17 protein-coding genes and 11 pseudogenes are annotated in these 26,188 nt (G+C 56.3%); 15 read left to right on the top strand and 13 right to left on the bottom strand.

Annotated elements, in window-relative coordinates; translation table 11 throughout:
- Together AB4Y32_RS38915 and AB4Y32_RS40840 are read left to right on the top strand one after the other, a co-directional pair.
- Positions 1 to 629: pseudogene (locus tag AB4Y32_RS38915) on the top strand (type II secretion system secretin GspD); the annotation flags it as partial.
- Positions 630 to 676: 47 nt separating this feature from the next.
- Positions 677 to 788: pseudogene (locus tag AB4Y32_RS40840) on the top strand (IS6 family transposase); the annotation flags it as partial.
- Positions 789 to 1,375: 587 nt separating this feature from the next.
- Here AB4Y32_RS40840 and AB4Y32_RS38910 read toward each other — a convergent pair.
- Positions 1,376 to 1,572, bottom strand: a pseudogene (locus AB4Y32_RS38910) (HU family DNA-binding protein); the annotation flags it as partial.
- On the opposite strand from AB4Y32_RS38910, the pseudogene AB4Y32_RS38905 reads away from it, so the two are divergent.
- Positions 1,562 to 1,789: pseudogene (locus tag AB4Y32_RS38905) on the top strand (IS256 family transposase); the annotation flags it as partial. The pseudogenes AB4Y32_RS38910 and AB4Y32_RS38905 overlap by 11 nt on opposite strands.
- Before the next feature lie 57 nt (positions 1,790 to 1,846).
- Here the strand turns inward: AB4Y32_RS38905 and AB4Y32_RS38900 are convergent.
- The gene (locus AB4Y32_RS38900) at positions 1,847 to 2,662 is read right to left on the bottom strand and encodes a class I SAM-dependent methyltransferase (protein WP_368726347.1); all 816 of its coding nucleotides are present in this window, start codon (positions 2,660 to 2,662) and stop codon (positions 1,847 to 1,849) included.
- Positions 2,663 to 3,547: 885 nt separating this feature from the next.
- On the opposite strand from AB4Y32_RS38900, the pseudogene AB4Y32_RS38895 reads away from it, so the two are divergent.
- Positions 3,548 to 4,365, top strand: a pseudogene (locus tag AB4Y32_RS38895) (IS5 family transposase).
- A gap of 80 nt (positions 4,366 to 4,445) precedes the next feature.
- Here the strand turns inward: AB4Y32_RS38895 and AB4Y32_RS38890 are convergent.
- A complete protein-coding gene (locus AB4Y32_RS38890; RefSeq protein ID WP_368726346.1) occupies positions 4,446 to 5,471 on the bottom strand; it encodes an aldo/keto reductase in 1,026 nt (341 codons plus the stop codon).
- A gap of 234 nt (positions 5,472 to 5,705) precedes the next feature.
- The gene (locus tag AB4Y32_RS38885; protein ID WP_368726345.1) at positions 5,706 to 6,977 is read right to left on the bottom strand and encodes an acyl-CoA dehydrogenase family protein; all 1,272 of its coding nucleotides are present in this window, start codon (positions 6,975 to 6,977) and stop codon (positions 5,706 to 5,708) included.
- Positions 6,978 to 7,408: 431 nt separating this feature from the next.
- On the opposite strand from AB4Y32_RS38885, the pseudogene AB4Y32_RS40835 reads away from it, so the two are divergent.
- Positions 7,409 to 7,582, top strand: a pseudogene (locus AB4Y32_RS40835) (IS6 family transposase); the annotation flags it as partial.
- Between the two features lie 46 nt (positions 7,583 to 7,628).
- Here AB4Y32_RS40835 and AB4Y32_RS38880 read toward each other — a convergent pair.
- Both AB4Y32_RS38880 and AB4Y32_RS38875 read right to left on the bottom strand, forming a co-directional pair.
- A protein-coding gene (locus AB4Y32_RS38880; RefSeq protein WP_439899902.1) for an IS6 family transposase occupies positions 7,629 to 8,320 on the bottom strand; the annotation gives its coding sequence in 2 pieces (ribosomal slippage) (positions 7,629 to 7,996 and positions 7,996 to 8,320; 693 coding nt in all).
- 186 nt (positions 8,321 to 8,506) lie between these two features.
- Entirely contained in the window at positions 8,507 to 10,750 is a 2,244-nt protein-coding gene (locus AB4Y32_RS38875; RefSeq protein ID WP_368726343.1) for a S10 family serine carboxypeptidase-like protein, read from the bottom strand.
- A 115-nt stretch (positions 10,751 to 10,865) separates the two neighbouring features.
- On the opposite strand from AB4Y32_RS38875, the pseudogene AB4Y32_RS38870 reads away from it, so the two are divergent.
- A pseudogene (locus AB4Y32_RS38870) lies at positions 10,866 to 11,132 on the top strand (IS6 family transposase); the annotation flags it as partial.
- A gap of 144 nt (positions 11,133 to 11,276) precedes the next feature.
- On the opposite strand, the gene AB4Y32_RS38865 reads toward AB4Y32_RS38870, so the two are convergent.
- The 5 genes and pseudogenes from AB4Y32_RS38865 to AB4Y32_RS38845 form a co-directional block, all read right to left on the bottom strand.
- A complete protein-coding gene (locus tag AB4Y32_RS38865) occupies positions 11,277 to 12,215 on the bottom strand; it encodes an HpcH/HpaI aldolase/citrate lyase family protein (protein WP_368726342.1) in 939 nt (312 codons plus the stop codon).
- A 23-nt stretch (positions 12,216 to 12,238) separates the two neighbouring features.
- The gene (locus AB4Y32_RS38860; RefSeq protein WP_368726341.1) at positions 12,239 to 13,333 is read right to left on the bottom strand and encodes a cysteine protease StiP domain-containing protein; all 1,095 of its coding nucleotides are present in this window, start codon (positions 13,331 to 13,333) and stop codon (positions 12,239 to 12,241) included.
- On the bottom strand, positions 13,326 to 14,084 hold the full coding sequence (locus tag AB4Y32_RS38855) for a trehalose phosphatase (protein WP_368726340.1): 759 nt from the start codon (positions 14,082 to 14,084) through the stop codon (positions 13,326 to 13,328). Before AB4Y32_RS38855 ends, AB4Y32_RS38860 begins: the two co-directional genes overlap by 8 nt.
- Complete coding sequence (locus AB4Y32_RS38850; RefSeq protein ID WP_368726339.1) at positions 14,074 to 15,201, bottom strand: phosphoribosyltransferase domain-containing protein; 1,128 nt, start codon at positions 15,199 to 15,201, stop codon at positions 14,074 to 14,076. Before AB4Y32_RS38850 ends, AB4Y32_RS38855 begins: the two co-directional genes overlap by 11 nt.
- Before the next feature lie 150 nt (positions 15,202 to 15,351).
- Positions 15,352 to 15,612, bottom strand: a pseudogene (locus tag AB4Y32_RS38845) (DDE-type integrase/transposase/recombinase); the annotation flags it as partial.
- 630 nt (positions 15,613 to 16,242) lie between these two features.
- Here AB4Y32_RS38845 and AB4Y32_RS40830 point away from each other — a divergent pair.
- A pseudogene (locus tag AB4Y32_RS40830) lies at positions 16,243 to 16,422 on the top strand (IS6 family transposase); the annotation flags it as partial.
- On the opposite strand, the pseudogene AB4Y32_RS38840 reads toward AB4Y32_RS40830, so the two are convergent.
- Positions 16,389 to 16,957: pseudogene (locus AB4Y32_RS38840) on the bottom strand (IS6 family transposase); the annotation flags it as partial. The pseudogenes AB4Y32_RS40830 and AB4Y32_RS38840 sit on opposite strands and share 34 nt — an antisense overlap.
- Positions 16,958 to 18,145: 1,188 nt before the next feature.
- On the opposite strand from AB4Y32_RS38840, the gene uppS reads away from it, so the two are divergent.
- From uppS to AB4Y32_RS38800, 8 genes and pseudogenes are all read left to right on the top strand, one after another.
- Complete coding sequence (gene uppS / locus AB4Y32_RS38835) at positions 18,146 to 18,916, top strand: polyprenyl diphosphate synthase (protein ID WP_368726338.1); 771 nt, start codon at positions 18,146 to 18,148, stop codon at positions 18,914 to 18,916.
- Between the two features lie 136 nt (positions 18,917 to 19,052).
- Positions 19,053 to 20,144 carry a terpene synthase family protein gene (locus AB4Y32_RS38830; RefSeq protein ID WP_342937556.1) on the top strand — a complete coding sequence of 364 codons (1,092 nt, stop codon included), beginning with the start codon at positions 19,053 to 19,055 and terminating at the stop codon, positions 20,142 to 20,144.
- Between the two features lie 403 nt (positions 20,145 to 20,547).
- The gene (locus tag AB4Y32_RS38825) at positions 20,548 to 21,900 is read left to right on the top strand and encodes an STM4012 family radical SAM protein (RefSeq protein WP_368726337.1); all 1,353 of its coding nucleotides are present in this window, start codon (positions 20,548 to 20,550) and stop codon (positions 21,898 to 21,900) included.
- On the top strand, positions 21,897 to 22,868 hold the full coding sequence (locus tag AB4Y32_RS38820) for a class I SAM-dependent methyltransferase (protein ID WP_368726336.1): 972 nt from the start codon (positions 21,897 to 21,899) through the stop codon (positions 22,866 to 22,868). The genes AB4Y32_RS38825 and AB4Y32_RS38820 overlap by 4 nt, the downstream gene beginning before the upstream one ends.
- A gap of 288 nt (positions 22,869 to 23,156) precedes the next feature.
- Positions 23,157 to 23,947: pseudogene (locus AB4Y32_RS38815) on the top strand (IS6 family transposase).
- Positions 23,948 to 24,249: 302 nt separating this feature from the next.
- Positions 24,250 to 24,525 carry a hypothetical protein gene (locus AB4Y32_RS38810; protein ID WP_368726335.1) on the top strand — a complete coding sequence of 92 codons (276 nt, stop codon included), beginning with the start codon at positions 24,250 to 24,252 and terminating at the stop codon, positions 24,523 to 24,525.
- Positions 24,522 to 25,079 (top strand): hypothetical protein, encoded by a 558-nt coding sequence (locus AB4Y32_RS38805; protein ID WP_368726334.1) that lies wholly within the window; start codon positions 24,522 to 24,524, stop codon positions 25,077 to 25,079. Before AB4Y32_RS38810 ends, AB4Y32_RS38805 begins: the two co-directional genes overlap by 4 nt.
- A 544-nt stretch (positions 25,080 to 25,623) precedes the next feature.
- On the top strand, positions 25,624 to 25,785 hold the full coding sequence (locus tag AB4Y32_RS38800) for a hypothetical protein (RefSeq protein ID WP_342943686.1): 162 nt from the start codon (positions 25,624 to 25,626) through the stop codon (positions 25,783 to 25,785).
- Here AB4Y32_RS38800 and AB4Y32_RS38795 read toward each other — a convergent pair.
- Positions 25,780 to 26,188: hypothetical protein (locus AB4Y32_RS38795; protein ID WP_368726333.1), on the bottom strand; the 409-nt coding region annotated here is incomplete at its 5' end. The genes AB4Y32_RS38800 and AB4Y32_RS38795 overlap by 6 nt on opposite strands.

Genomic DNA, 26,188 nt, shown 5'->3' with positions numbered 1-26,188 from the left:
AGATCGTCGTCGGCTCGAACGTGCCTGTCGTGACGGGTTCGTACGCGACGCCGACCGCCAACGCCGCGACGTCCGTGACCGCGTTCAATACATTCGATCGTCAGGACGTCGGTATCGTGCTGCACGTGAAGCCGCAGATCACCGACGGCGGCATCATCAAGCTGCAAATCTACTCGGAAGATTCGTCCATCGATCCGACCTCGACGAACAATCCGGGCGGCGTGACGATCTCCACGCGCTCGGTGCAGTCGACGGTGCTGTCCGACGATGGCGAGATCATCGTGCTCGGCGGCCTGATGGAGGACAAGTACTCGAACGGCAACAGCAAGGTGCCGCTGCTCGGCGACATCCCGTGGCTCGGCCAACTGTTCCGCTCGGAAAACAAGGCGCGCACGAAGACGAATCTGATGGTGTTCCTGCGTCCCGTCATCATCAACGATCGTGATACGGCGCAGGCTGTCACATCGAACCGCTACGACTATATCCAAGGTGTGCAGGGCGCGTACCATCAGGACAACAACCTGATGAAGGACAACGACGATCCGATAGTGCCGCCAAAGCCGGTCGGCCCGAGTCAGGGCGGTTCGCCCCTGAATCTGTTCGATCTCGACCAGATGCGCCGCAACTAGGCCGACGGCTTTGTCATGTTGGTAGAACGCGACGGTAGAATGAAACGGTGAAGAAAGCAAACGCCTTTTATCACGTTCACCGCTTTCCCGCCATCGTCACCGGCTGCGCGGTCCGGTGGTATCGGTTCAGCCTGAGTCCTTCGCGACATCGAGGAGTTGACCCGATCCATCACGCGCGCGGCACACCGATCTGGTTGCAGCCGTTGAGTCTGTCGTCCTATACCATAGGCATCTGCATGAAGGCGGCGCACAGCTAAGGATGGCGTCTCTCGTTGCAGACACACAGGTTCATCAACATTAGGTAGCGGCATTTAGGCTGTGGTTCGACGCAAGCCTTCGATTCCGCAGCAGATGCCTAAGCGCAAACGCCGATCCGGTAAATTGTATCGATATAAATACCACCGAGGCTATAACGCCGTCGGCTTTCGTAAAATCCCCAGGCGGGCTTTGATAGACAGACGTTGATGGTGTCCGATGCGAGGCGTGTCGAACTCTCCTTGGCTGGAAAGCGCGTTCGCTACGAGTCTGCCAGATGACTGCAGATGGAAGAAGGCGTGCCTGAGTGGTTATGGCTTGTGCGAGCTGCCGGTCGTGCAGCGAGAATCGGCTCGAAATCGAAATTCGGGGAAAAGGGTAACTGCGGGGACCGACACGCCCAACGAGCAAGTCGCGAACTTGTATAAAGGCAAAGCCAGCTGGCACCTGTCAGGAGCCTCCTGAAGGCAACAGGCACGAAGTCTACTTTGAGCCGAGGCATCCTTCAGTTTTTTCAGCGCACGCGCCTTGATCCGAATCCTTGCTGGCTTTGCCTCGAACAGCGCTCTTCGCCGGCAAACGGCCTTTTACCGAAACGGCGCTTCCTCACCGGTACCTGCTGAATGCTGATCTTCAGAAAACCTGACAGCGTGAACTCACCAGCGCCCTCCTTGTGGATCCAGCCGACGGTCGCGACGGTACGTCATCGCACGACGCGTACGCGCAACTGCGTGTCGCTGCCGAAGTCCCGTGGTCTGGCATTCAAGCTGATTGAAGAGGCGGAGAAAACCTGGCGCCGCATCAACGGCCCGGAAAAAATCAAGCTGTTCCTCGAAGGCATCCCCTTCGAGGACGGCGAACCGGTGGGAGACGATCGATCGGGTCAGCAGAAACCCGCCGCTTGAAACCGACGGCCATCAGGCTGCCCATACACCACTCTTGACGCTAGCTCCAGCATTTGATCAGTGCGGCTCTATATCATGAGGCTTCCGTGCCAAAACGCTGTGCATCCTCGCCCAAGTCATTGTGGTCTCAGAATTCGCCAGATCCGATAGTCTCTCATGCAAGGTAGAAACTGACGAGGGGTCGATTATCCCGTTTTTGATCATCTGAGGCGCGAGGTCCCTCAAGCTCATCGCGTAAAGCAATTTCTCCTCGGGTGAATTCAGTAACGGATGATACAAGCGGCCATGTTCAATTTCCAGACCGAGATTCCTTATCACAGTCTCCATACGGAAGGCGATTTTATAATCACGGTTACTCATGCGAAAACAAGATCTTAAGATTCTTATAAACTCATCGATCGCTTCGGACGGTGGAAACGAGAATGAGCCGTCATGAATCACCGGTTCCTCGCATAGCAAATGGCCATCTGGGCCGAGGACATTCACCATTTCGCGGATTGCATGATCTGCATCCGCCACATGATGGAGCACCATCCGACAATAGACTAGGTCATATGAGTTATCCAAATGATCCAGACAATTAACGTCCCCTTCCATAAATGTAACATTCTCGAAACCACTTTCTGTTACGAATTGGCGGGATGCATCTAGCTGCGCCTGACTGCTATCTATAGCCGTCACCGTTCCTTGAGGTCCGGCTGCGCGTGCCAGATGCAGTGTCATCGCGCCACTGCCGCAGCCAACTTCAAGGATTTTCCCGCCGCGGAGCGTGCCGGCTCGGCTGATAAGGTCAACACTTGACTGTTCGTATAACCGGCTTTGGATGCCGAGTCTTAGTCTGGCATTGTCATCTGTTTTTATGATGTAACCCATTTTCTCTCTCCTTGAGAGTGCTTCATTTCGATTGAGTGCTACTGCATTGTTGCAGCGCTCACGCCCTAGTGTTGCCCAGTTCGGGGACGTTCACATTTACGCAGTTCGGCCCATCAATTCGGATTAGTTGGTCATTGCTGTGAAAAGTGAGGCATCCAAGGACAAATCGCCAAACGCGATCTGGCAAAGAAGATAATTGGCCCCCTGCCTGCTCCAGTTGATCAAGCAGAGTTCGTCGCACAGGAGACGCTGTTCCTACTACGCACAATCCACTCTCTATTGCTGCGTCTAAGGTCAGGGGGCAGATTTGGCGGAAGGGGAATTGCATTGGGTCGTACAATTAGTTGAAGCTTTTAAGCCCTGGCTCGAAAACTGATGCCGCGAGCGAATATGCGTGGCTTGCAGATTGGCCGACCACAATCATCCGAAGCAATCCAGCAACTGATGGTTGGCCGTCGGTGCTGTGTTGTATCGTTCCTCGGCACGGTACGCGTCAGTAATCTTGCGGACAAACGACGCGGGTCCAACAGATGCGATATTTGTGCGGATGATGAAGGCTAAGCAGCATGACCAAGGGGCAGAGACGAAGTTTCCCGGTGCTCTGTGCGACGCTCGACAAGAACAGGTTCGGCGATGGGCCCCCTTCCATGCGGCGAACAATGGTGTTCTGCCAGGTGGGAAGCGTAAAAGCCGAGCCGGCCACAGGCTTCTGCCAACCTGAGGCGACCCGGGTATTATCGTCCAATGACGCTACCGTCCTCGTCCAAATGAACGAAAATGCCGAAGGCTAGCTTAGAGGCCAGTTCAAAAAAATCGCTGTGAGGGGCTGTTTACTTTCCTGGCGCGATGTTAACCTCTGCCGTCCAGACAACGGAGACCGAGGGGATGCAGGCGCCGATCATTGACAACGAATTGTGGACACTGATCGAACCGTTATTGCCGAAGCCGAAGCGTCGAAACAACGAACGTCGAGGCCGACCTCGTGTGTCGGACCGGGCAGCGCTCAACGGCGTCCTGTTCGTGTTACGCACCGGGATGCGATAGAACCACTTGCCGAGCGCACTGGGGTTTGGCTCGGGCGCGACTTGCTGGCGTCGTCTGGACGCATGGCAGAAGGCGGGCGTCTGGAACAGGCTGCATGCGCTGCTGCTCGACAAGCTGCGCGAATCCGGGCGACTGGACCTTTCGTATGCTGCCGTCGATTCTTCCTCCATGCGAACTGTTGGGGCGGGCGAAAAACCGGGCCAAACCCGACGGATCGTGCGCGACCGGGTTCGAAGCACCACATTCTCGTAGACGCCAACGGTGTGCCGGTCAGTGTGACATTGACCGGCGCAAACCGTCACGACGTCACCCAATTGCTGCCATTGGTCGATGCCATCCACCCGATTCGCGGCACACGCGGCAGACCACTTCGCAAGCCCAAGGTCATTTACGGCGATCGCGGCTACGACTCCGACACACATCGCCAGCGCTTGCGTAATCGTGGCATCAGACCGGTGATCGCACGACGTCGAACTGAACATGGCAGTGGTCTGGGCAAATTCCGCTGGGTAGTAGAACGGACTCACTCGTGGCTCCATAACTTCCGGCGTCTTCGTATCCGATTCGATCATCGTAGCGACATTCACGAGGCATTCCTCAAATTTGCTTGCTCGCTCGTCTGCTGGAACATATTCATACGAGCGGCGTCGGCTTTTTGAACTGGCCTCTTAGAAGATAAGAAGTTTTTCACTCAACTTTCTCCAACTTACATCCGGGTGCCGGCCTTGATTGAAGTTAATCACGATTTGCGGGTGCGATTTCCATTGTGGTCGTCTCGCTCCAGCCCATAGACATCCCCCTCAAGCTCCTTCGCTTCCGCCAGCATTCCGGTGATGAGGTCGAGATCCTTGGCGGTCAGGGCGAGACCGGAGATGGCGACGTTCGAGGTCAGATGAGAGCGGTCGCGCGCGCCGATGATGACGGCCGCCACACCCGGTCGTTCGAGCATCGCAGCGCTGGCGACCGTGGCGATGTCGGTCCCGTGCCGGTCCGCGATCTGGCGCAGGATGGTCAGAAGGGCCTGGAACAGGTCCCAGCCGCCGACGTCGTCGATAATCCGCTTGTATTTGACCAACGAACGGTTCTCAAGCTGCTCTGTCGGTTCCGGTGCGCCGAACCATCTGTCCCCGAGGAAGCCGCCAGCCACGGTGCCATAGCACAGGAGCGGGATACCGTACTCGACCGCCGCCGCAGCCATTCGCCGCGCCGGACGGCGGTCGAGTAGCGAATACTGCACCTGCATGCAGGAAAGCGGCACGCCTGCATTCACGATCTCCAGCATATGGTAAGTGTCGAAATTCGTGCCGCCGATCTTATCAATCTTGCCGGTGCGCCGAAGATCGTCGAGCCGCAGCGCTGCCTCGAGCCAACGAGGCTCTCGGTATTCCCACCAGTGGAGTTGTACGAGGTCGAGCCGCTCCTGGTTGAGGCGTCGCAGCGACTGGTCGATCACCCTCTCGACATAAGACTTGCTGATGCGCGGCAGTATGTCGAAGTGCGGCACAAATTTGGTATGGACCTTGATCCGGGTGAGCGCCTGCTCCCCGCGCAGATCGCGATAGCGCCTTCTGAAATGGCCGATCAGCTCTTCGACCCCGGTATAGATGTCGGCACAGTCGAAGGTGGTTATTCCCGCATCCGCGAAGGCCACCAAGTCGGCTACGGGGTCTTCGCTTCGGGCCGTGCAGTGGCCGCTCGCGAGTTGCCAGCCGCCGTGGATCACACGCGAGATCTCGTAGTTTGGAGCAAGCTGGAATCTCTGCATCTTTACTATGCCTTATAACAGTCATCATGGTGCGGTCCCGCTATGGTTGCGAAGCGGCTAAACCGGAACGGACTATTCCGATCGGAAAACTAAGCATATAGGAGGCCGATCTGCAGGTTGGTGCGCATAGAATCCGCTGAGCATAACGATGCGGAAGGCGCGTGATACGCACGACACTTCTAAGCTTCCTGCGGTTCCCGCCCCGCTCTATGGCCATGTGTCCGATCTTGATGTTCATACGACCCGTTCCAGCAGCAGACGGCCAGCTTCCGCATAGTGCCGCTGCTGGACCATGGCGTGTTGCGCCGCCGCCTGCAGATCGCGCAGCCGCCGCTGAAGAGGTGAAGATTCATACACTGCGGCACCGCCGGCAAGGGTAAAGCAGGCATGTGCTGCGCTGGCACAGATCGTCGCAATCCAGATTCCGGTCTGTATGCCGTGGGTGTACAGAGCCTGGCCATTCAGCGTGTCGGCCAAGGCGTGCCGCCAATGACTCTCCGCCTGAACCTGCATGGCCGCCCGCGCTGCACGCACATCTGCTTCAATTCGACCCAACTCGGCCTGGACCATTTCTGAGTCGCGCATAGGAGCCGGCGCTCGAAGTTGTTGCCGGCCGCTGCGGGCGAGGTCGGTAACATCCGATAACGCACCCTCGGCGATGCCCACGCAGACAGCCCCGAGAAGCACCGACTGAAGGTGCCGCCAAGCTTGATATAGTGGTCCCGGTTCGCATGATGCTCCAGCTGGAAAGTCGAAGAAATTGGTCTCCGGCGCGAGTACGTTCTGAAGGGCTATGTGGTGACTGCCGGTACCTCTGAGGCCGGAGGCGTGCCAAGTGTCTTCAATCTGCCAAGCCGATGCCGGCAAGGCGACACACCGGACCAACGGTGGGCCGGCATCCCCTGCCGGTCCAAAGAGTGGTTTTCCGGCTTCCGACATGACACAGAGAGCCATCATCCAGTCGGCGTTGTGGCAACAACTGGCGAACGGCCAACGGCCGCTGACCCGCCACCCACCTGCCACTCTCTCGGCGGTGCCTCCTGGCGTGGTGACACCAGCTATGATGACGTCCGACTTGTCCTGGTACATCAGATCGTAAGTCTGTCTCGGCAATCGAGGACTGATAATGGCAGATGAACTGCCGATCATCGCGGTCCAGCCGACTGAGCCGTCGATCCGAGCCAACGCGCTGATCACCTCCATTCCCCAAGGTAAATCTAGCTCTAGTCCGCCACGGCTGTGCGGCGCGAACATGCGGAACACTCCGATCAATCGCAACTTCTCGATAAGGTCGGACGGCATGCGGCGTTCCGCTTCGATCTCGGCTGCACGCGCGACAACGGCAGGAGCAAGATCGCGAATCGCGTCGAGGATCCGCCCGGCTGCAACAGCCGAACGCCCCGGGCTCTCTTTGCCAGAGGGAGGTTGAGTTGCCGTTTGATGTCCCCTGTGCGCCGGACGATTTGGCCCGTGTAAAGCATCACTTTGCTTCATCAGTTTCTGCATGTGTCTAATTATTTAAGGAGTGCACATGCCGTCTGCCTGTGACAGATGCAGTGCGGCGGTGGTTAGTTGCGCGCCTTACGTCGCTATTTTGATCGCGCGGCACACGCGGCTTCCGCCGCAGCCTCGGGACGGAGAAGCTTCTTCATTCTCTGGTACGTGCAATAGTCGCCTGCGGCAGCAGTCTGTGCGGCAACCCCCTTTAGCATAGCGGTCAGCAGCCCGCCGTAAAGCATCCTCTTTACTCTGTGCATGGACTTGATGATGCCACGCGGTCGAGTATCGCTGCCAGAAGAAGAGCATCAAATATATTGATGTTGGTACGAGGCGCCCGAAGGCCGCACGGACAGGTCGGGACCCTGTCTTCGGTTCGACCCATGCAAGGGGATCTGTCAAGGGCAATGTCAAGTTGATGCGTGCAGTAAAATGTGGGCATGAAGAAGATCGAGTCGCCCGATCACGGTTTTCGTTTTCCGGCAGCGGTCATCAGCTTCGCGGTACACTGGTATCAGCGGCTCAACCCCTGAGCCTGCGCGACATCGAGGGAACTGCTGCTCGAGCGCGGGGTGAGTGTGTCACCTACGAGTCGGTGCGCAAGGCTCTGGTGCAAATAGGCGGTCTGTACGAGATTGTTGTTATATAGAGGATGTCTAATCAAGCAGACAGGGCGGCCTCCCAGACTGCGGGCGCAGTGGTATCTTTGAGGCCGAGCTTCGCGAGGCCGAATTGGCCCTTGCGAATACGATGTACCAACTCAATATCTGAGAGCGTGATCGCTGCGTTCCCGAGCATGACTTTCGTCCGGGACTTGATGTTGCGGTGATCCTGCCCGACCAGATTATTGAGATATTTCGAGGATCGGACCTTCGTGTCCTCAGGCAGCAAGCCATCGGCCTTCATCTCGCGCACGGCGCGGTGCGAGGCTGCATAGCCATCAAGCGTGATGGTCTTCGGTGGCTGGCCCTGAAGTCTGATTGCCTTCCTGAAAAAGGCTTTTGCCGCCTTCACGTCGCGCCTGGCACTAGCATGAAGTCTACCGTCTGGCCCACCCGATCCACCGCCCGATAAAGATAGATCCGCTTGCCGCGCAGCTTGAGGTAGGTCTCGTCGACGCGCCAGGACTGGCCGGTGGGCCTGCCGAAGCGGTTCCACCGTTTGACGAACTCCGTCGTAAAGCGCGGCACCCAGCGCAGGATCGTCGTGTGGGCCAGCGACAGGCCTCGTTCCGCCATCATTTCGACCAGATCGCGCAAGCTAAGCTTGTAGCGCAGGTACCAGCGAACACACAGAATGATCACATCGCGGTCAAAGTGACGGCCTGCGAACAGTTCGCCCAGGCTCTTCAGCTTGCTCATCGTCGGTTCTCAATTCGTTCAGCCCGACACCTTAACCGATTCGCCCCCGCGCTATTTGCACCAGAGCCATCTTCTTCATGCCCACATCTTACTGCGCACATCAAACTTGACATTGCCCTTGAATGTACAAAAGATCCGAGCTCTATCCGGACGACCACTATTCTGCGGCGGGGGACATCAGTCTAGCTGTCTCGTCATGGATGGAATTGACGTACTCGTCGCCTTTGCATAGAAACTGACCAGCGAGTCATGCATCTGCTGACGACTCACATCGTCTGCATACGCCATGTGACCGCCAGGGTACAGGATTCGAGTATAGCTCGCTTGCATTTGCGATTGCGGGACCCGGCCGCCCTTGGGATCCGAAACATATTGCATGTCCCAATCGACCTTTGCCGCCGGAACGACGGCATCGTAATACCCGGCAGCAGTCAACACTTGCATCTTCGGATTGATTGCCATTTCATCCGCAATGAAAATGGTTGCGTCCGGAAATGGAAGCTGAGAACCATCTGGATAACTTGTGATATGGTTCCAGGCGGGAGCGATTATCGAATTCAGTCCTTGATATCCGGACACGGCCTGGTATTTTAGGGTGTTATAGACATACGACGCGAAAATCGGCGTGTATGCTGACAGGTCGTCAAGCGCCGGATCCCATGTCAAATAATTGTTCATGGCTTGCGAAATATCACCCCCAATCAGACTTTTTCTTAAATCATACAGCCCCAATGTTTTCCCGTTCACCATGGCGTTTGTCGTAACGATGGCGTTTTTTCGCATCAGTTGTAAATTATCAGCGGCGATTTGTGCACCCGAATCGTTGGCAAATTTAATTGTCTGTGCAAGCACGGATGAATTTGCTGGTGACCCTGTTGAAGACGAATCGAATAGATATGGACTTTTATTTGCGGTCGCGTATACCCCATTTCCCATTAGAGAGTTTAGGGTGCCGGTATATTTTTTTGCTGCATCCTCGACGCTATCGGATGAAATCCACGAAACGTAATCCGCTTTATAGCCGCTTAAGTCGACGCCAAGAATGAAATTCAATGCGCCGCCTGACTGCGCCGTAGGTGAATTAAAAAATGAATATGCCATTGTTGGAACAATTGACGCGGCATAATTTGAGGCGAATTGGATGGGGACATCAGAAGATAGCGCATTTCCCATCGATTGAATTAATTTGCCCATTTGATTTATGCTGGCAATTGAGGGGCGTTCGGGGGAACTTGTCGTGGTTTTCCATACTTGCGGATACGGACGTGTGAAAGCATCAATTTGTTTGTTGACGAGATCTACAGAGGGCGTTAGATTAATAAGGTCATTAAAGGCGAAATCCTCCGATTTTTGAAAAAGCTGTGAGGAATCGACGTTTATTAGCGCTGGATCTGTAATTGCCCCCCAGTATCTTGCCGCCATCGTAACAGTGGGAAGCAAAAACGCCGGAAGGGGATACCGTCGAGCTGGCTTTACGGAGCCATCCGGATAAAGATTATAAGTTGCTTCTTCGTAGTAATTTAACGCTGGCGCCTGCATCAGAAGGCCGCTCAGTTTGATCCCATACGTATTGTGCAGCGTGTACGACATGATCCCGACGCGTGGTCCGCCGTAGGATTCACCGTAGAGCATCAGCGGCGACTGGCCGCGATTGTTGACGTTAAGGTATCGATAGATCAGCGCAGCGTTGACCGTCTCATCCGCATCGACCGCCCACAAATCCTGATTCTTCTTTGGTGCGATCGCTTCGGAATAACCGGTTCCCGGAGGGTCGACAAAGACCATATCGGTCTTGTCGATCAACGTCTGCGGGTTATCGCCGAGGGTCACGTCATTAGGGCCGGTCACCGTGGAACCCTGTTCGGAAAATACCCGCATCGGCCCATAAGAGCCCATGCGAAGATAATTCGACGACGCACCTGGCCCGCCGTTGAAAAAGAAGGTAATCGGACGTTGCGTTACGTCCGCCCCGTCCAACGTGTAGGCGGTGTAGAAGATCGAAGCCGTTGGGGCATTGGTGCGCTCATCCCGTACGGTCAGATGCCCTGCAGTTGCCGTATAGGTCAGCGTTTGACCGTTGACGGTAATACGATGGTGTGTCACAGCAGCCCCCTCGATTGCAGAGGAAAGCGAACCGCCGGCGGTAGTGTCGTAGGCCGTATTGTCGATGTAGGGTTGATCAGCTGCTAACGGTGGCAAGGACAGAGTTGCAGGCGTGGTGGCCGAAGTTGGCCGAATTGTCAATGGGGAAGGGGCTGAGCTTGAGGACGGTACTGCGGTTGATGTTGTGGAAACGGAACCATCGTCTCCAGCGCTACAGGCACTCATAAGACCGGCGGCGATGATGGCCGCTCCAAGATTGCTGGCTTTGATTAACGGTAGTCGATGGCCAAAATGCTTCGCAAAAGATAAACGTCCCATTTTTTACCCGTCTAGTTACTGATTTCAGATCAAATATTGCCTACCCCGTGCGCATCGGCTTTGTCGCAATAAGGGACCTGCTATGCTGAAGTCCCGAAGACGGACGATCTGACCGATGAAGCAGAACCTGAATCCCGCGGTGGCGAAGGTGCTCAAGCGCCTGCATTATCCCCTTGACGTAATCGTTCTCTGCGTGCGCTGGTACGTTGCGTATCCGCTGAGTCTGCGTCACCTCGAGCAGATGATGGGCGAGCGAGGAATTTCGGTTGACCATTCCACCGCGAATCGCTGCGCACTCAAACTGTTGCCGGTTCTGGAGAAGGCGTTTCGGCGCTGCAAGCGGGCGGTCGCCAGGAGTTGGCGTATGGACGAAACGTACATTGGACTCGGCGAGCGAACTCACGCTTGCCGAAGGCGAACCGCAGGAACGGAACAAAACTATTGTGCCGGATGAGGGGTCCATCGAAATCGAACACCGAGAGCACCTTCACTCCTTTCGGGTTAGCCTCAAGCATTTCCACGCTCATCAGTTGGCCTCTGCCAGTCGGACGCTGTGCTCCCCACTACCCAGATCAGCGGCCTTCACTCCGTGCCACTTAGCGCGCTCAAGGATGTTGACCGCCCACTTGTAGTGAGTTGCGGGTTCACACATCGCGTCGTTGTGCTTGAAAACGGCAGGAGCTACATCGTTGAGGATAAACTTGGCGCAGTTGAGGTCCGCGACGCTCACTCGGAGGGTATCGTGGATGACGCTGATCTGGCTCGGATGAATAGCCGTCTTCCCTACCAGCCCATGAGCGATGTCCAGCTCCAACTCCTCCTTCAGGAGATGAGGAGTGGCGAGCTGCTCGAATACAGGAGCGGTCAGAGCAAAGCCCTGAGCCCCCATGATCCCAGCAAGCATAGGGATCACGTAGTTCATCGGCGTGTTGTAGAGCGTGGTGGCCGGATTGCGCCGCAGACCAAGACAACCCATGAGGTCGTTTCCGCCTATCCGCAGCGTGATGATGCGCTGGTTCAGGTTGGCCTTCAGAGCCTGGCCAAGCTCCACCATTGCGCCAGGGTCGAACACGTCGACTGTCTCCAGTGTGGGCATCAGGCACAGATCCGGGTTGCTCACCGCGTATTCCCAAGATTGGAGGGATTTCAGGGTCAACTTGGGTACGACGAACCCATCGACGTGCTTCATCAGGGGCCAGTCACTCAGCACCGCTGCCATCGCAGCATCGCGCGGCCTGCGTATTCCACGCAAAACGAACAGCAGGGGACCATGTTCAGGGCGGCCGCCCCTAGCCTCAACATCCATGAGGAGCGCCCGCAGGTTCGCGAGCGCGCTTTCGACGTCGATCGCCGCCACCGCGTCTTCCAGGCACACCACAAGTGAGCGCAATTCTGAGATCTTGGTGCCGAAAACCACGTCCAGGATGTCACCGCGGGTAGCCGGCATGTACAGAGTCGCCCCCAAGGCGAATGGAGAAGTGGCGCCAATCAGATCGGACTCCGTATGATTGTCGCGGCACGATACGGCCCCAGGTCAGCGCCAGCTTCCTCTACGGTCACGCCCGCGCGGTCAGTGAGATGCATTAACAACTGCACGTGGCTGTCGCTGCGATCACGTACCAGAACCTGATCAGGCACACGACGCAGAACCGCTCGGGTTGCCTCAGCGATACCCGGCTTCACGCGATTCAAGTTGAAGATGCCAAAACGAGTTGCCAGCGAGGACACCACGTCATCAGCGGACGCTTGGAGTTCCAATCGCTGTTCGTTGGTCCATGGAGTTGCGGGATAAACTTCGCCCAGCGCCCCACGTTCGGCCTCGATCTTATCGATGAACTCTCGGGTTACATCATGCTTAGGCAGGTGGTCGTATGTCACGCAACCATGAAGCCCACCTTGAGTCGGCCAGATGGTGCGGGATACGAGGCCGGACACGGTTGCACCGAGGGTGCCGGACGGAATTACCCAGTCCTCTGCAGAGCCAGCCAGCCAAGCGCGGCCGCAGGGGTCTGCTAGAACAACGAGGCGAGGATCTTCTGGGAAGCGCTTGTCGTCGTCCAAGGTCCGCCTGAGCTCACCGGAGATTGCGCCTTTGCCGGTCCAGCCATCCACGAAGACGATCTTTTCGGCACCGTGCAACTGGATGATGGCTTCCAGAGCCACCGTGTCGATCCCGCGATCACGAATGATGCTGACACCGTAGTGGTGAGCATCGCGGCCCATTTCGACGAGTGCCCGGCGCAGCAGGACGCCGAGGGGCACGCCTGCGCGAACAAATGAAACCAGGGCGATGCTCGGCCCGGTGTAAGCGGCACTCAATGCCAAGGCCAGGGACTGAACATTGGAAGCCATACGAGCACCGTTCTGCGCCAGGGCATGGGTGTAGAGACCCTTGTGCACGTCGGTAGGAGCCTGCTCCAAGCTTATCATCTCAGAGTAATGCTTCTGATTCGTCTGAATCAGACGCTCCTTTTCCTCAACGTTAGTGACGCTCATCTGCACGCGTTGCAAAAGGAAATGTACATCTTCAGGGGCGTAGCTGCCGCTGCCGACGGTGCTCAGGGTGGCGAGAAGATTACTCATTGATGAGCGCCTTCACTACTGTTGCCAGTTGACTGCGCGCCGGCGTCGACCACATGTGACAGAGGTCCATGAACCCCAGGTCGGAGATGCTGTCACCGAAGCCCAGGACTGGCCGCTCGCCGTGGATCTCACGGTCGCGGCGCAACCATTCTTGAACGGCGAAGCATTTTTCCAAACCCGCAGGCAGGAAGGCGAGGTTGTTGCCGTTAACGTGGATGTGCATGCATTCCAACATGCTTCGAGATTGAACTTCGGTCAGCAACTCAGTGAGCACCGAGTCGTCGGACTCGTTGTGCTTGGTCACCACGTAGTGGCGCAGACCTTTCTCTCCAACTACCCAACTGCGCAGGGAGTAGCCCAGTTCTTTGCCGATCTGCAGGGTGGCCTCGCTCAGTGTCGACAGCCGGTCTTGAAAGGTCCGGAGCGACTCTGCCATCTGTCCGTGCCAGGTCTGGTCAAGCGATCCGTCAGGGCGGAGCATCACGCCACCATGGGAGCAAATTGCACCTTCGGTGAAAGGAAGCTTGACGCGGTTGTAGGCCTCCACGCTACGTGCGGTAACCGGAACGACGTCGGCCGAGGCCAGCAGCCAGTTGATGAAGAATTTCTGGACCGGGTTCATGTACCCGTTGGGCTGCCCATGCACGTCCAGGGTGACGATGATTCGTGGGGTGGCCTCCGCCATCTTGCCTGCGGTCTGGAACAGGGTGTCGTCGAGGTCGACGAATATCAGCGGACGATTACTGCTCATCGAAAATTATCTCCGCATTCAGGACATCAACCAGTTCTGCAGGGAGCGCTTGCGCCGGGGTTTCGGTGCAGATAAGAACTCGGTCGAACTGGCCGGGCTTCACGTTGTAGAGGAAGTTCGGAATACCGAGGCCATAGTTGTCAGAAAACGACAGCGCGTGCTCGATGGCGTGGCCTAGGGCTATAGGGGACCTGGTGGTGGAGCTGAAGTAGACATCCGCCCCGGCTCGCTCCGCGCGCTCCGCCAGCAGGAAGGGACGCCAGACGAACTCACCGGTACCCACTACGACGACTTTCTCGCCGGGCTGGATCTGAATGTCCGGTGCGAGCGTGTCGTCCACGTGGCGAACGCCCAAGCGCCCCCAGTCATTGCGGGGTGAGAGAGGCCATTCACCTATAGAAACGGCGCCGACGCGTAGCATATCCGGCAGGGGCGCGGACTGATCTTCGTGGAACTGATACGAGCCGCTCAGCAAGGATACGGCGGTGGTCGACTCTCCGATGGCCTTACGCACAGCACCCGCAGACCAGTCCGTCAGGACGCACGTGACCACTCGCTCGATCTTCTTCAGGCCGGCTTCGATTAGTGCGCGGTGCAGGTTGAGAAAGGTCTTGCCGGTAGAAGCCTCATCGTCCACCAAGACTAAAGATCGGGCCTGAAGCATCAAATCACGAAGCTCGGGATCGACCGGCAGGTGGATTAAGTGGGTGCTGGCATGACTGTGCTCTTCCTCGAATCGAGCAAAGAGGTCGGTACCCAAAGGATGACGGGTACTGGTGAGGTACACGCTGTCGGAACGCGTTGCACTGTAAGCACGGTGCACGCCGGCACCGAGGCCAACTGCGGTTTCGGCCATGCCGATTACCAGCACTGGGCCGGGCATGTCCGCTGGGATCTCGCTGACGAGGCTCTCGAAACTGGCAGCCATGATCGATGGGCGCGCCGGTATGTGGCGTCCCAGAACTTTGGACACGAAGAGGAATGCCCGCTTTGGATTCCGGCGCTCTGCGAAACCGAACAGGTTAGCCGCGGGCAAGGCGGCGGCGTCGACTTTGACCTCGAGCAGTCCCCGCTTGAGTTGAGCGCGTAGGAACGTCGGTACTACATTGCTGTCCATGAACTGCTTCCTAGCTTGATGCGAGGTCGAGGACCTAACAGGCTGTTGAAAATCGCCTCGTTGTGACAACCGCGGCACTGTTTAAAAGGATTTCGGATTTTGTCGCGATAAGGGCAACGGTCATAGCAAAGCGCGATAGCATAGGATTGCTTATTTCGCCAGCGAGTAAAATTGCTCAGCGGCAGATGGTTGAGTGCCGCGAATGCATTTCATCTGCCCCTTGACGATCGTACGCATGACTTCGATGCCACCCAGAATGATGCTGGCACAGCGAAAATCTTTGAATCCCAGCATGGGACGGGTGCGACGCTTGATGGCACGGTGGTCCTGCTCTGCAACGTTGTTCAGGTATTTGTTCAGGTATTTGTTCTAGCGGACCTTGATCGGCGTCTCACGTTCGGCGTTGAGCGCTTGGGATAAGGTGATGATTGCCGGGGACGTGCCTGGACGACATACAGCGTACCGCCAGCACGTGTAGCCAAAGTGCGACCTCCGTCGAGTCTGACAATGTACGTGCCAGAATGGCCGCGGTGGGATGCTGCACCGTCAGTACCGACCCGTTTGTCAGAGAAGCCATTGGGTTACGCAATAACATGAAAGGGGGCAATCTCGTGTTTTGAACCTGTGAAAGTTGCCGCGTTTACCGAACACCCATCGGAAAAGCGGGGATGTTCCGGAGCCTGGTGCGCTCACCGGCAGATGCATCACATGCCGGTAACGGACAGCTACAAGCTAATTCCCCTGCCGCATTCGATCCAAAATCTCGCAAAAAAAACCGTCAGAGCCACCTAAACCCTGACGGTCCGCCAAAAAGCCCTAGCAGTAAGCGGACCGAGGACAACCGCTCACTGCAAGCATAGGATACGAGCAGAAGCCTTAGTCGCATTTGACCGAGATCAGATCTCTCTATCTCTCTCAAAGGCAGGCAACATTCTCATGCCCGCACTGGCAACGGCCTCCCTCACGACGTGGGCAGATCAAGAACTCTCCATAGTTGCCAGTACGCCTATCCCCTGAATAGCGTGGCGTCGTGGTTACATAGAGACGATCCGTTGCTGGTGCGAAAAGTTCGGCGCCGAATTCGTCCTGTTCGCCAAAGCCGTGCGGCGCATGCCAGGCAGCACTTGGGCATCTGGATGGGATGTTCGTGACGCTCGCGGCGAGCCATATCTATTGTGGCGCGCCGTCAACGAGCATGACGTCCGGGACTTGATGTTGCGGTGATCCTGCCCGACCAGATTATTGAGATATTTCGAGGATCGGACCCTTCGTGTCCTAGGCAGCAAGCCATCGGCCTTCATCTCGCGCACGGCGCGGTGCGAGGCTGCATAGCCATCAAGCGTGATGGTCTTCCGTGGCTGGCCCTGATGTCTGATTGCCTTCCTGAAAAAGGCTTTTGCCGCCTTCACGCGTCGCGCCTGGCACTGAGCATGAGGTCTACCGTCTGGCCCACCCGATCCACCGCCCGATAAAGATAGATCCACTTGCCGCGCAGCTTGAGGTAAGTCTCGTCGACGCGCCAGGACTGGCCGGTGGGCCTGCCGAAGCGGTTCCACCGTTTGACGAACTCCGGCGTAAAGCGCCGCACCCAGCAGGATCGTCGCGTGGGCCAGCGACAGGCCTCGTTCCGCCATCATTTCGACCAGATCGCGCAAGCTAAGCTTGTAGCGCAGGGTGCCAGCGAACACACAGGATGATGACATCGCGGTCAAAGTGACGGCCTGAACAGTTCGCCCAGGCTCTTCAGCTTGCTCATCGTCGGTTCTCAATTCGTTCAGCCCGACACCGTAACCCGATTCGCCCCCGCGCTATTTGCACCAGAGCCGTGAACTCGCTGTTTGGACCGCGTGGCTCGCCGAAAGTCATGCCGTTGTGACCTGTCCGCCACATCCTGACGGCATGGATCGCTCCTGCGTCGCCCCATATGCCGATCTTCTCCGGTGCCTCGCCGACGGTGCCATCTTCGCGGAACGGCGATCCGCCGGATCTTCCCAATCAACCGAAATCGCTTGTACTCATATCCTGACTTTCGTGTGAGTTGGACGTGTGCAACTGACTAGTGCAATTTTTACGCCGGACGGACCGTCATGCAGACACAACCCATCGACTGAACCGCCTGTCGCAAATGTCCAACATTTGTCGTACATCGAACAATGCCGGAGATATTGCAACGCAATCCAACGGGAAAAGGTAAGGTGACCGACGAACGCTTCATTGCACGGGTGAATTGATGCTTTGATTCGGCTCAGCATTGGGTCGCTTTCCTCACGATCGGCCAGGAAATCGCCGAAGCGATCGGGAAGTGCGAGCGGTACGAGGCGTTCAGGAAAGAGTCACCCGATGGATCAAGCTGTTTCGCGAATTCTGGCGCACGAGCGGCGATATGGTGCGGGAAGAAGCAGGGGAAACCGGGTGCCGTGCCAAGCAATAAAACGCTGGTTTCCGATCCAGCTCATAGCGGATTGCCGGTAGGCAGTCCGGTATCCTTATTAGCTTGCCCACGCGATCTCCAAGCTATGCAGCGTCAGGGCACTGTCAACGTGTCGGCAGTGGCTCGGACTACGGCGAAGAATCAATCGCTCAGGAGACAGTCGACGGGTCCTAGAAATGGTTGTCAGAAGTGCCGGATGGGTGCACATGCTTTGTCGGCTTCGTTGAGTTTCCGATGTCACCGATCGCATGTTTGGTTGGTGCAGGCAATTCGGTATATGGCATGCTTTTTGGTTCTAAGCGCATCGGAGGAGCTCGCGGCGACCAGCGCACCGAATTTCTTCCGTGTCAGATGCGGACGATCCATGCCTAAGGCGTCGCGATCCACCCAAAGCAAGAGCGCGTTCAAGATGCGGAAAACCGGCAGGTCATCGGATAAGGAGCTGGCTGGGTCAGTTCCGTCCCCTGCCGCGTGGCTTTTTGATCAATCAGCGCCCATATTGAGGAAGCGGTGATGGTTCAAGCTTTGGCTTTGTCAAGTTCAGACGCACGCGTGGCGACCTTGGGTGATGCAACGTTGTCCGATCAGTCAGTTCCGGTTCGACACCTTGCGGTCATACTCGACGGCAATCGACGATGGGCCCAACGGTTGAGACTGCAGTCTATCGATGGCTACCGGGCAGGGGGGCGTAAGGTTCATGCACTGCTGTCATGGTGCAGCGAGGCGGGTATCCCGCTAGTAACGCTGTGGCCATTGTCTGCGGAAAACTTGAGTCGCGATCAGGAAGAACTGCGCGCATTGCTGACCGTCATTGTCGAGGTCTTCGAGGAACTTGCGGGCAGCCACCGCTGGCGTCTGCGCGTAATCGGCGACCTGTCCCGCCTTCCCCGTGGTGCGGCGCACCGTATTCAGAATGCTGAGCGCCGTACAGCTGGCATCGATGGGATCACCGTAAACATTGGGGTCGCGTACAACGGCCGCCTCGAATTGCTGTATGCCATCAGGACGCTCATCGCGAACCACCTCGCGGCCGGCACGCTAGACACGCTGCTGACTGGCCTCGGTCCTGAGTTGATCGCGAGCCACCTCTATACGGCAGGGCAACCCGATCCTGACCTTATCATCCGGACTTCCGGTGAGCAGCGGTTGTCTGATTTTATGCTGTGGCAGAGCGCGTACTCTGAGTTTCATTTCACGCCTGTGTGCTGGCCAGATTTCAGCCGCGCGGATTTCGATGAGGCCCTCAGGATCTATCGGTCGCGGCATCGCCGCTTTGGACAATGACATCACCTCGCAATCCGGAACGCCCGTCGTGAATGCGCTTTACCTCATCGTATTGGCGGGGCGCGGCTGCAGGGTGTCCCGGCCGAAGGCGCCGCCCGCGGACTTGAATAAGAGCGAGTCTTTCCGGAGATCGGACATGAACCGACCGATTCATTCATGCAATCCCGAAATAAAGCTACGTCCGGGTAGCACGCTGCTTGCCGACAAACTGCATCTTCCGGCGCTCAACTATCCGTTTCCGGAGGGGCGTGATTCGAACACCGACGTAGTGGAAGCGGAGGTTGTGGAGTGGGCGGTCCGCCACGCATTCGTTGAGCGCGGCGGTAGGGGCGAAGCCGTGTTGCGCAGCCTTGGTCCGGCCGACCTAGTTGGGAGGATGTTTCACCGCATGGATCGCGAAGCGTTCCTGGCCGCATCGATCTGGAGCGCCTGGATGTTCCTTATGGAAGATCACTTTTGTGAGGCCGGTGCGTACCACGGATCGCCGGAGGGACTGGCGCAATTCCATCTCTGGCTGCGCGAGATCATGACCGATTCTCACGGATACGATTGGCATCCGATTTGTCAGGCGATAATCCGTCGCCTCCCTGTTGAATATACAGATCTTTGCGTCAGAACAGGAGAGGCGACTCTCGACATGGCGCGTCGCATCGAGAAGGTGAGCAGCTCGACGCAATACCTGCGATGGGTGGAAGGCATGACCTATTATTTCCTTGGCACGATCTGGCAGGTGGGCGTCAGCATTAATAGTCCGCCGCCAAGCGTGAAGGAATATTTGCTTGGACGGAGCAGCTTTGGTGGCGGAGCTCCTACCTGTGCGCTGGCCGATGTCGTCGCCGGGTACGAGGTACCGCCGAACGATTATCAGCATGTCGAAGTAAGGCGGCTTCGGACCCTCGTCGGCATTATCGCCAGTCTGTGTAACGATCTCATGTCGTTTCCGCGCGAAATCGGCATGATATGGAACCTGCCGAACATTCTGATCGCACAAGGCATGTCGCAACAGGAAGCTGTCAACGATACGGTTCGCATCCACAATGATTTGGTTCGCGAGTATCTGGAGCTGGAGGCGAGAATTAGGTCTTGGGCGGGTGACGGGCTTCAGCGTTTCCTTCACGATATGGGTACACTGATGCGCGGCCAGTACGACTGGGCACGACGCCAGAAGCGCTATGCGGCGACCGACAACTTTTTCTTCGATACGCTGGCCAATCCCCGAACAAGTTGAGGTGGTTTTTTGTCGCGATAACGACCCCAAGTTGAACAAATCCTGATTTGAATAGGATTGCTTATTTAACCAATGAATAAAACTGATCAGCGAAAGTTTGTCGGCGCCGCTGGCTTTCATCTGCCCCTTGGTGATCATATGAGCCACGTCAAGCGAGCACGGCAATTCGGGGCGGCATCGCGCGCCCTGAAAGCTTTATGTCGTCATCGAATAAGTGACGACGATTCCATAATCGGCGAGCTTACGATAGCAATTCGACCGGATCTTGGCCGGTCCACTAACAGGTATACCTGCCTCGCCGCGCGAGGACATTCTCTCGCCATCAAAATCGTTTTAGTCACTTAACTTCAAGTTTCGCGTCACATCCAACCCCTGCAAAATACAGAAGTGACTGGAGAAAAGCATGCAGAAAATCGCGGATTCAATTCGACATTCTATAAGTAACAATCACTTAAAGTCGTATGTATATAGTTATCCTTCGAAAAGATCGTATAAAGATCTACATAATATTGGCATTACGGAAGTATGGCATCCGGGTGATCGCGGGCCAGTTTCAATATATATTCATATACCGTTTTGCAGATACAAGTGTACATATTGTACGTTATTTCTAACGACCCAACATACACAGGACCTAATACAAAATTATGTTGATAAGATATGTAACCAAATCAAATTTTATGCGAAATACACCGGAAGCAAGACTGTTGTATCTGTGTATTTTGGTGGCGGAACCCCGACTATTCTAAACGAAAAACAATTCGGACAGATTTTTTCATCGATTCAACGTGGATTCCCGAATATTGCGTCCTCTGCTGAGCTATGTGTCGAAGGTTCTCCCGACTCGATGTCCGAGGAACTTCTCGATTTCTTGAAAAGCCAAGGCGTGAACCGAATCAGTATGGGTATCCAAACTATGGATTCCGCAGAGCTGAAGGCCAGCGGTCGCCCATACCCGGTCTCGACAACGATCTCTGCGGTAGAAAATATCCGAAAGCGTTTCGAAAATTTCAATCTGGATCTGATCTACGGCCTTTCAGGTCAGACCTACGAAAGCTGGGGAAATTCGCTCCGCCACATCGTTTCATCAGGTCCATTGACTATCTCACTGTATCCCGCAGTTAGCCGACCTCTCACAGCGATTCATAAGCAGCAGCGATTGCATCCGGAGCGATACATCGATGACCAAAACAAGTATGCGATTTACGATAGCAATGTCGAGTTCATGCAAATGAATGGATACCGACAAGAGTCCTTCACTAGGTTCACCCGTCTGCCAGAGAATACCAGCGCGTACGCTCAAGAGACCTCCGACTTTCTCGGCGTTCCGATGATCGGAATTGGAGCAGGCGCAAGAAGCTACAACGGAAAATACCACTACAGCTTCGACTATGCGGTCGACCCCAAGGAGGTCGGCAAGGCCATTGAAGATTATTTGAACCTCGAAATCACCGAACATAGCATGGTGAGGTATGGAATTGTTCTTGATGCTTACGAAGAACGCTTGAGATATTTCATTCTCAATCTTACGTTAAACCAACTTTCTGGGACATACTATTCATCACTGTTTGTCCGGAATCTGTATTCTGATTTTTCGGACGTAATTGATGCGCTCGAGGTTGAGGGGTGCATCGAGCCACCGTCCAATGACAAGATTCGATTGACCAAGAAGGGTTACAAATACAGTAATTTGGTCGCGCACCATCTTTTCTCGAACCATGTGAAAACCTTGGAAGAGAGGTATGTTCCACGATGAGTAACAGTGAGCGATTTTGGGAGAAAGGTTATTCGGACGCGAAAGCGTGGACGATGGGCGGACCGAGTGTTGAGGTATTTGAAATTGAACAGTTTCTACCACGAAACTCGACTGTTATAGACATCGGCTGCGGTGAAGGCAGAAATGCGCTCTTTCTTGCCCTCAGGGGACACAAGGTGACCGCCTTGGAACTTTCCTCGAGCGCCGTAAAGAAATTTCGTTCGATTGCTGACCGTTATTCGTTGAACGTCGATGTGATCGAGGGACGGATCGAGGATTTCGTACCGGATGAAAATTATGACCTAGCTTTGGCGCACTCGTCGTTACATTTCGTAACGAAAGACGTGTGGATTCCCTTGCTTCGGGAAATGAGGCAACGGACAAAGCCGGGCGGATTTCACAACTTCACATCGATTATTGGAATTCCTCGCTACCCAGTTCCGCACGAGTGCCGACATGCCAATTCTTTTGACCGAGGCGATCTCGACTCGCAATACGCGGACTGGCAGATTCTTCGTTCCGATTTCTACGCGAAGTGGGATTCCCATCCGGGTATTCCGACGCATGTACATGCCGTTGAGAAGTTTCTCTCGAGGAAAGCAAACTCGGTCGAGCGGTTCGGGTTGACGAAGGTCGACCTTTCGAACAGCGACAGTCTTCCTTTAATCTTGTTCGACAGTATACCCCTTGGAGCCGACGCTACCGCAGTCAAGTCGATGGGTGTTCGTCCGAGACACGTCAATCGGATTGAAATGCCAGGGTGGAACATGACGTCTCCTACGGAGCTGACGGGCAACTATGTGGTTGAAGACTGGATTTTTGGGAAACACGGACTTCAATTCACACAGAGCATTTTAACGGGTAAATACGAGTATTTTACGTCACCATTTTCGTTGCGGAACTCTAGCAACTATCTTGGATCTGTCGCGATAAGGCGGTCTGCTATGCTGACGGGCTTTAAGGCGTGACCTGATCGATGACCGAAAAGCTGAGTCCGTCTGTGACAAAAGTACTCAAACGGTTGCATTACCCGCTAGACGTGATGTTGCTGTGCGTTCGGTGGTACGTGGCCTATCCGCAGAGCCTGCGTCATCTCGAACAGATGATGGCCGAGCGCGGGGTCGCGGTCGATCATTCGACGGTTCATCGTTGGGCACTCAAACTGTTGCCGGTCCTGGAGAAGGCGTTTCGACGGTGCAAACGGACAGTCGGCAAGAGCTGGAGGATGGACGAGACCTACATCGAATCAGGGGTGAGTGGCGTATCTCTACCGGGCTGTCGGCAAGGCAGGCAACACCGTTGATTTTCTGCTGCGAGCCCGACGGAACAAGGCTGTGGCCCGGGCCTTTTCGAAAAGGCAATCGACCAGAATGGCGAACCCGAGATCGTGACGATCGATAAGAGCGGATCGAATCTGGCTGCCTTGCAAGCGATCAACGCCAGGCGGGATATGCCGATCAGGGTCCGCCAGAAAAAGTATCTGAATAACATTGTCGAACAGGATCACCGAGCCATCAACCGTCGAACCCGCCCAATAATGGGATTCAAGAAGTTTCGTTGCGCGCGCATCATTCTGGGTGGAATCGAGACCATGCATATGATTCGCAAAGCTCAGGTGAACGATGGCGATAAGGCATCTTTCGATCAAGGCCCAGCAAGCGTATCACTTCACGGCCGACTCCTTGTCCAGCCTCAGGGGGGCACTCCACGCCGACGCGCTAAGTGGCTCAGATTTCAAATGCGCTTGACAACGAGGTCACCGCAAGAGCCGACGTCGCTGAGAGTTGCCCTCCATTTCTTGAACATGGGGCAAAGACTCAATCCTGTGCCGTCAGCTTTTCTGGCCCCTTGCACCGTTTGTCCGGAACCCCACATCTCCCACATCCGTCGGCACGATTGGAAGAAATGCGTCACACCACACCGAGATGGCCAGGCTCCGTTGGCAGAGTCGTACTCGCATGCAACGCCAGCGACCTTCAGTCGTACGCCTACCTCGTGCACATGCTCACCGGATGGCCACCGCGCGAACCTGCTGCGATCTGGTTGAGCGCTTACCGCCCCCCATCGCAAAGCTCAAACCATCGCAGGGCATTGAGTTCGACTGCGCCGCGCTTGAAGCTCTTACCGATCGATGCACATGTCGTCGCGTTGGCCCAACTATTGCATTTGCTTTTCGCGGACCCATTACGAGTGGATTTAATGACGACCGAACACGAAATCAAATCTCACGGCGCTGCCGTTGTCTGGACGGAATCACGGGCGGGACTGCGTACACGCGCGAGGACTGCCGCCACCTCGCGTTCGAATGGATCGCGGCAACGGACATCGCTGGCTTACCGAGGGTCGCGAATGAGCGTTCTCAACGCCAATCACCGGGTAATGCGGGCCACTGAGAATCAGTGGCACAAGATTGCCGCGCTCCTGCTGATGAAGTTGCCTGGCGAGAAGGCGCGTATCAGGGAGGTCGTGACGACCGCCGGCGAGAGGTCATGGAACCGCGAGGCGGGCGCGAGGCAGTTCTGGACGGCAATGGACGAACTGCATGGATTCGGCTGGACTACGGCTGAGCCGTGCGATGGCATGCACGTCGCGTTCTGTTGGGCAACACCTACGGAGGCAGCATGACCTGCATTGTGGCGCTGACGGATGGCAAGAAGGTCTACATGGGTGCCGATTCGGCCGGAGCGGGTGGTTCGTACATGACGGTGCGCGCCGACCCCAAGATTTATCGGGTGGGGCCGTTCCTGATCGGCTTCACTTCGTCCTTCAGGATGGGGCAGCTTCTGGGCCATAGTCTGACCGTCGCGCCGCGCCCTGAAGGTACCGATGTGTTCGTCTTCATGTGCACGACGTTCGTTGAGGCGGTACGCGCGTGCTTTACCCGCGGCGGATACGCGCGGAAGGACGGCGAACGGGAATCGGCTGGCACTTTTCTGGTTGGACACGAGGGGCGCATCTTCCGGATTGACGGCGATTATCAGGTTGGTGAAAACGCCGTGAACTTCAATGCCTGTGGTAGCGGCGAACAGGCGGCGCTGGGCTCGCTGCATACCACCGCCGGCATGCCGATGCGGCCAGAAATCAAACTCGAACGCGCCCTGGCCGCGGCGGCCGAATTTTCAGTGGGCGTCCGTGGCCCGTTCCGGATAGAAGTGCTGGACGGCCAGACCCTTCAATGATCGAACGAAGAAAAGGTACGCAAACTGTGACCTACCAGCCGCTCTCTGACGACGAATGGGCGGTGGTCGAGCCGCTCTTCGGCCCGCAGACACCTGGCCTTGGCCGTCCGCGCGTCGCCGGTTTGCGGGCTGAACCCCATCCTGCACGTGTTCACCACGAAATGCCTGTGGGTGCATCTGCCGCAGAACCTTGGCTACCCGCCCCACATTACCGCCCGGCGCAACTCCAGGCGCTGGCAGCAGAACGGCACGATGGACGCCGTGCTTGCGGCTCTGGGGCAGCACGGCCGGGTACTGAAGCCAGCTACGCCCCAGAAGGCGATCGGCATAGACGTCGCGGCGGCCGGAAGGACAGGACGGTAGTCACGCCGCGGTACGACAACTACTTCGCCGAACACCGGGCGGTTCCGGGAAGATCAAAGTGGTGAAACTGAAAGTGGATGAAGGCATGAACGTCTTCGATTATTTTGGAATGCGTAGCGTCCAGTCACTGAATTTGTATGTGAACGGAAAGGAATACGACAGGTTGTCCGGGACGTAAAGGTTGAAGGAAACGGTCAAGAAATGGCTGCGGGAATTGGGCGCCGCATTGCCGGAAGACGATGTCATTCAGCCTGAAATCATCGAGGTTCCCTCCGGACCGAAGGAGTGGTGCGCCTTCAACGGCGATGCAGCGCTCAAGGCGTTTGCAGTAGCGAAGTTATAGAACGAAATGACGCAGCACCGAGTGAGCAGGCCGGCGGGAATCCTTGCAGGTAATCAGGAATTCGAGGCAGTCATGGGAATGCCGGCAATGTTGGGCGATTTGCTCGATTTCGTTGTCGCCTTTCGTGAGCCGGACGAATCGGGGAAGCAGGCGGCGAGGGAAGTCGATATTGCGCGCGTACTGAATATCGTCGAAGACTTTCCGGTTGGGCGCGATCTCGGCCCGGCCGTGATTGGCGCGGTGTATGACCTGATGTACGTCTCCCCACGGGCCATTCGTAAGCGTCGCGTGGGAGCCGTTGAGAATTCTCTGGACAAGCGTCGAAGAACGCGGCAGGCCGCTGCCAGCAGGGATCAAAGCGAGGCAGATGTAGATAGGGGGAGATGCTTCGCGACGTTCCATG

It is taken from the genome of Paraburkholderia phymatum (assembly GCF_040965635.1).
Taxonomy (GTDB): domain Bacteria; phylum Pseudomonadota; class Gammaproteobacteria; order Burkholderiales; family Burkholderiaceae; genus Paraburkholderia; species Paraburkholderia phymatum_B.
Note: the sequence above shows the minus strand (reverse complement) of the source record. Positions and strands in the feature narration are given on the sequence as shown.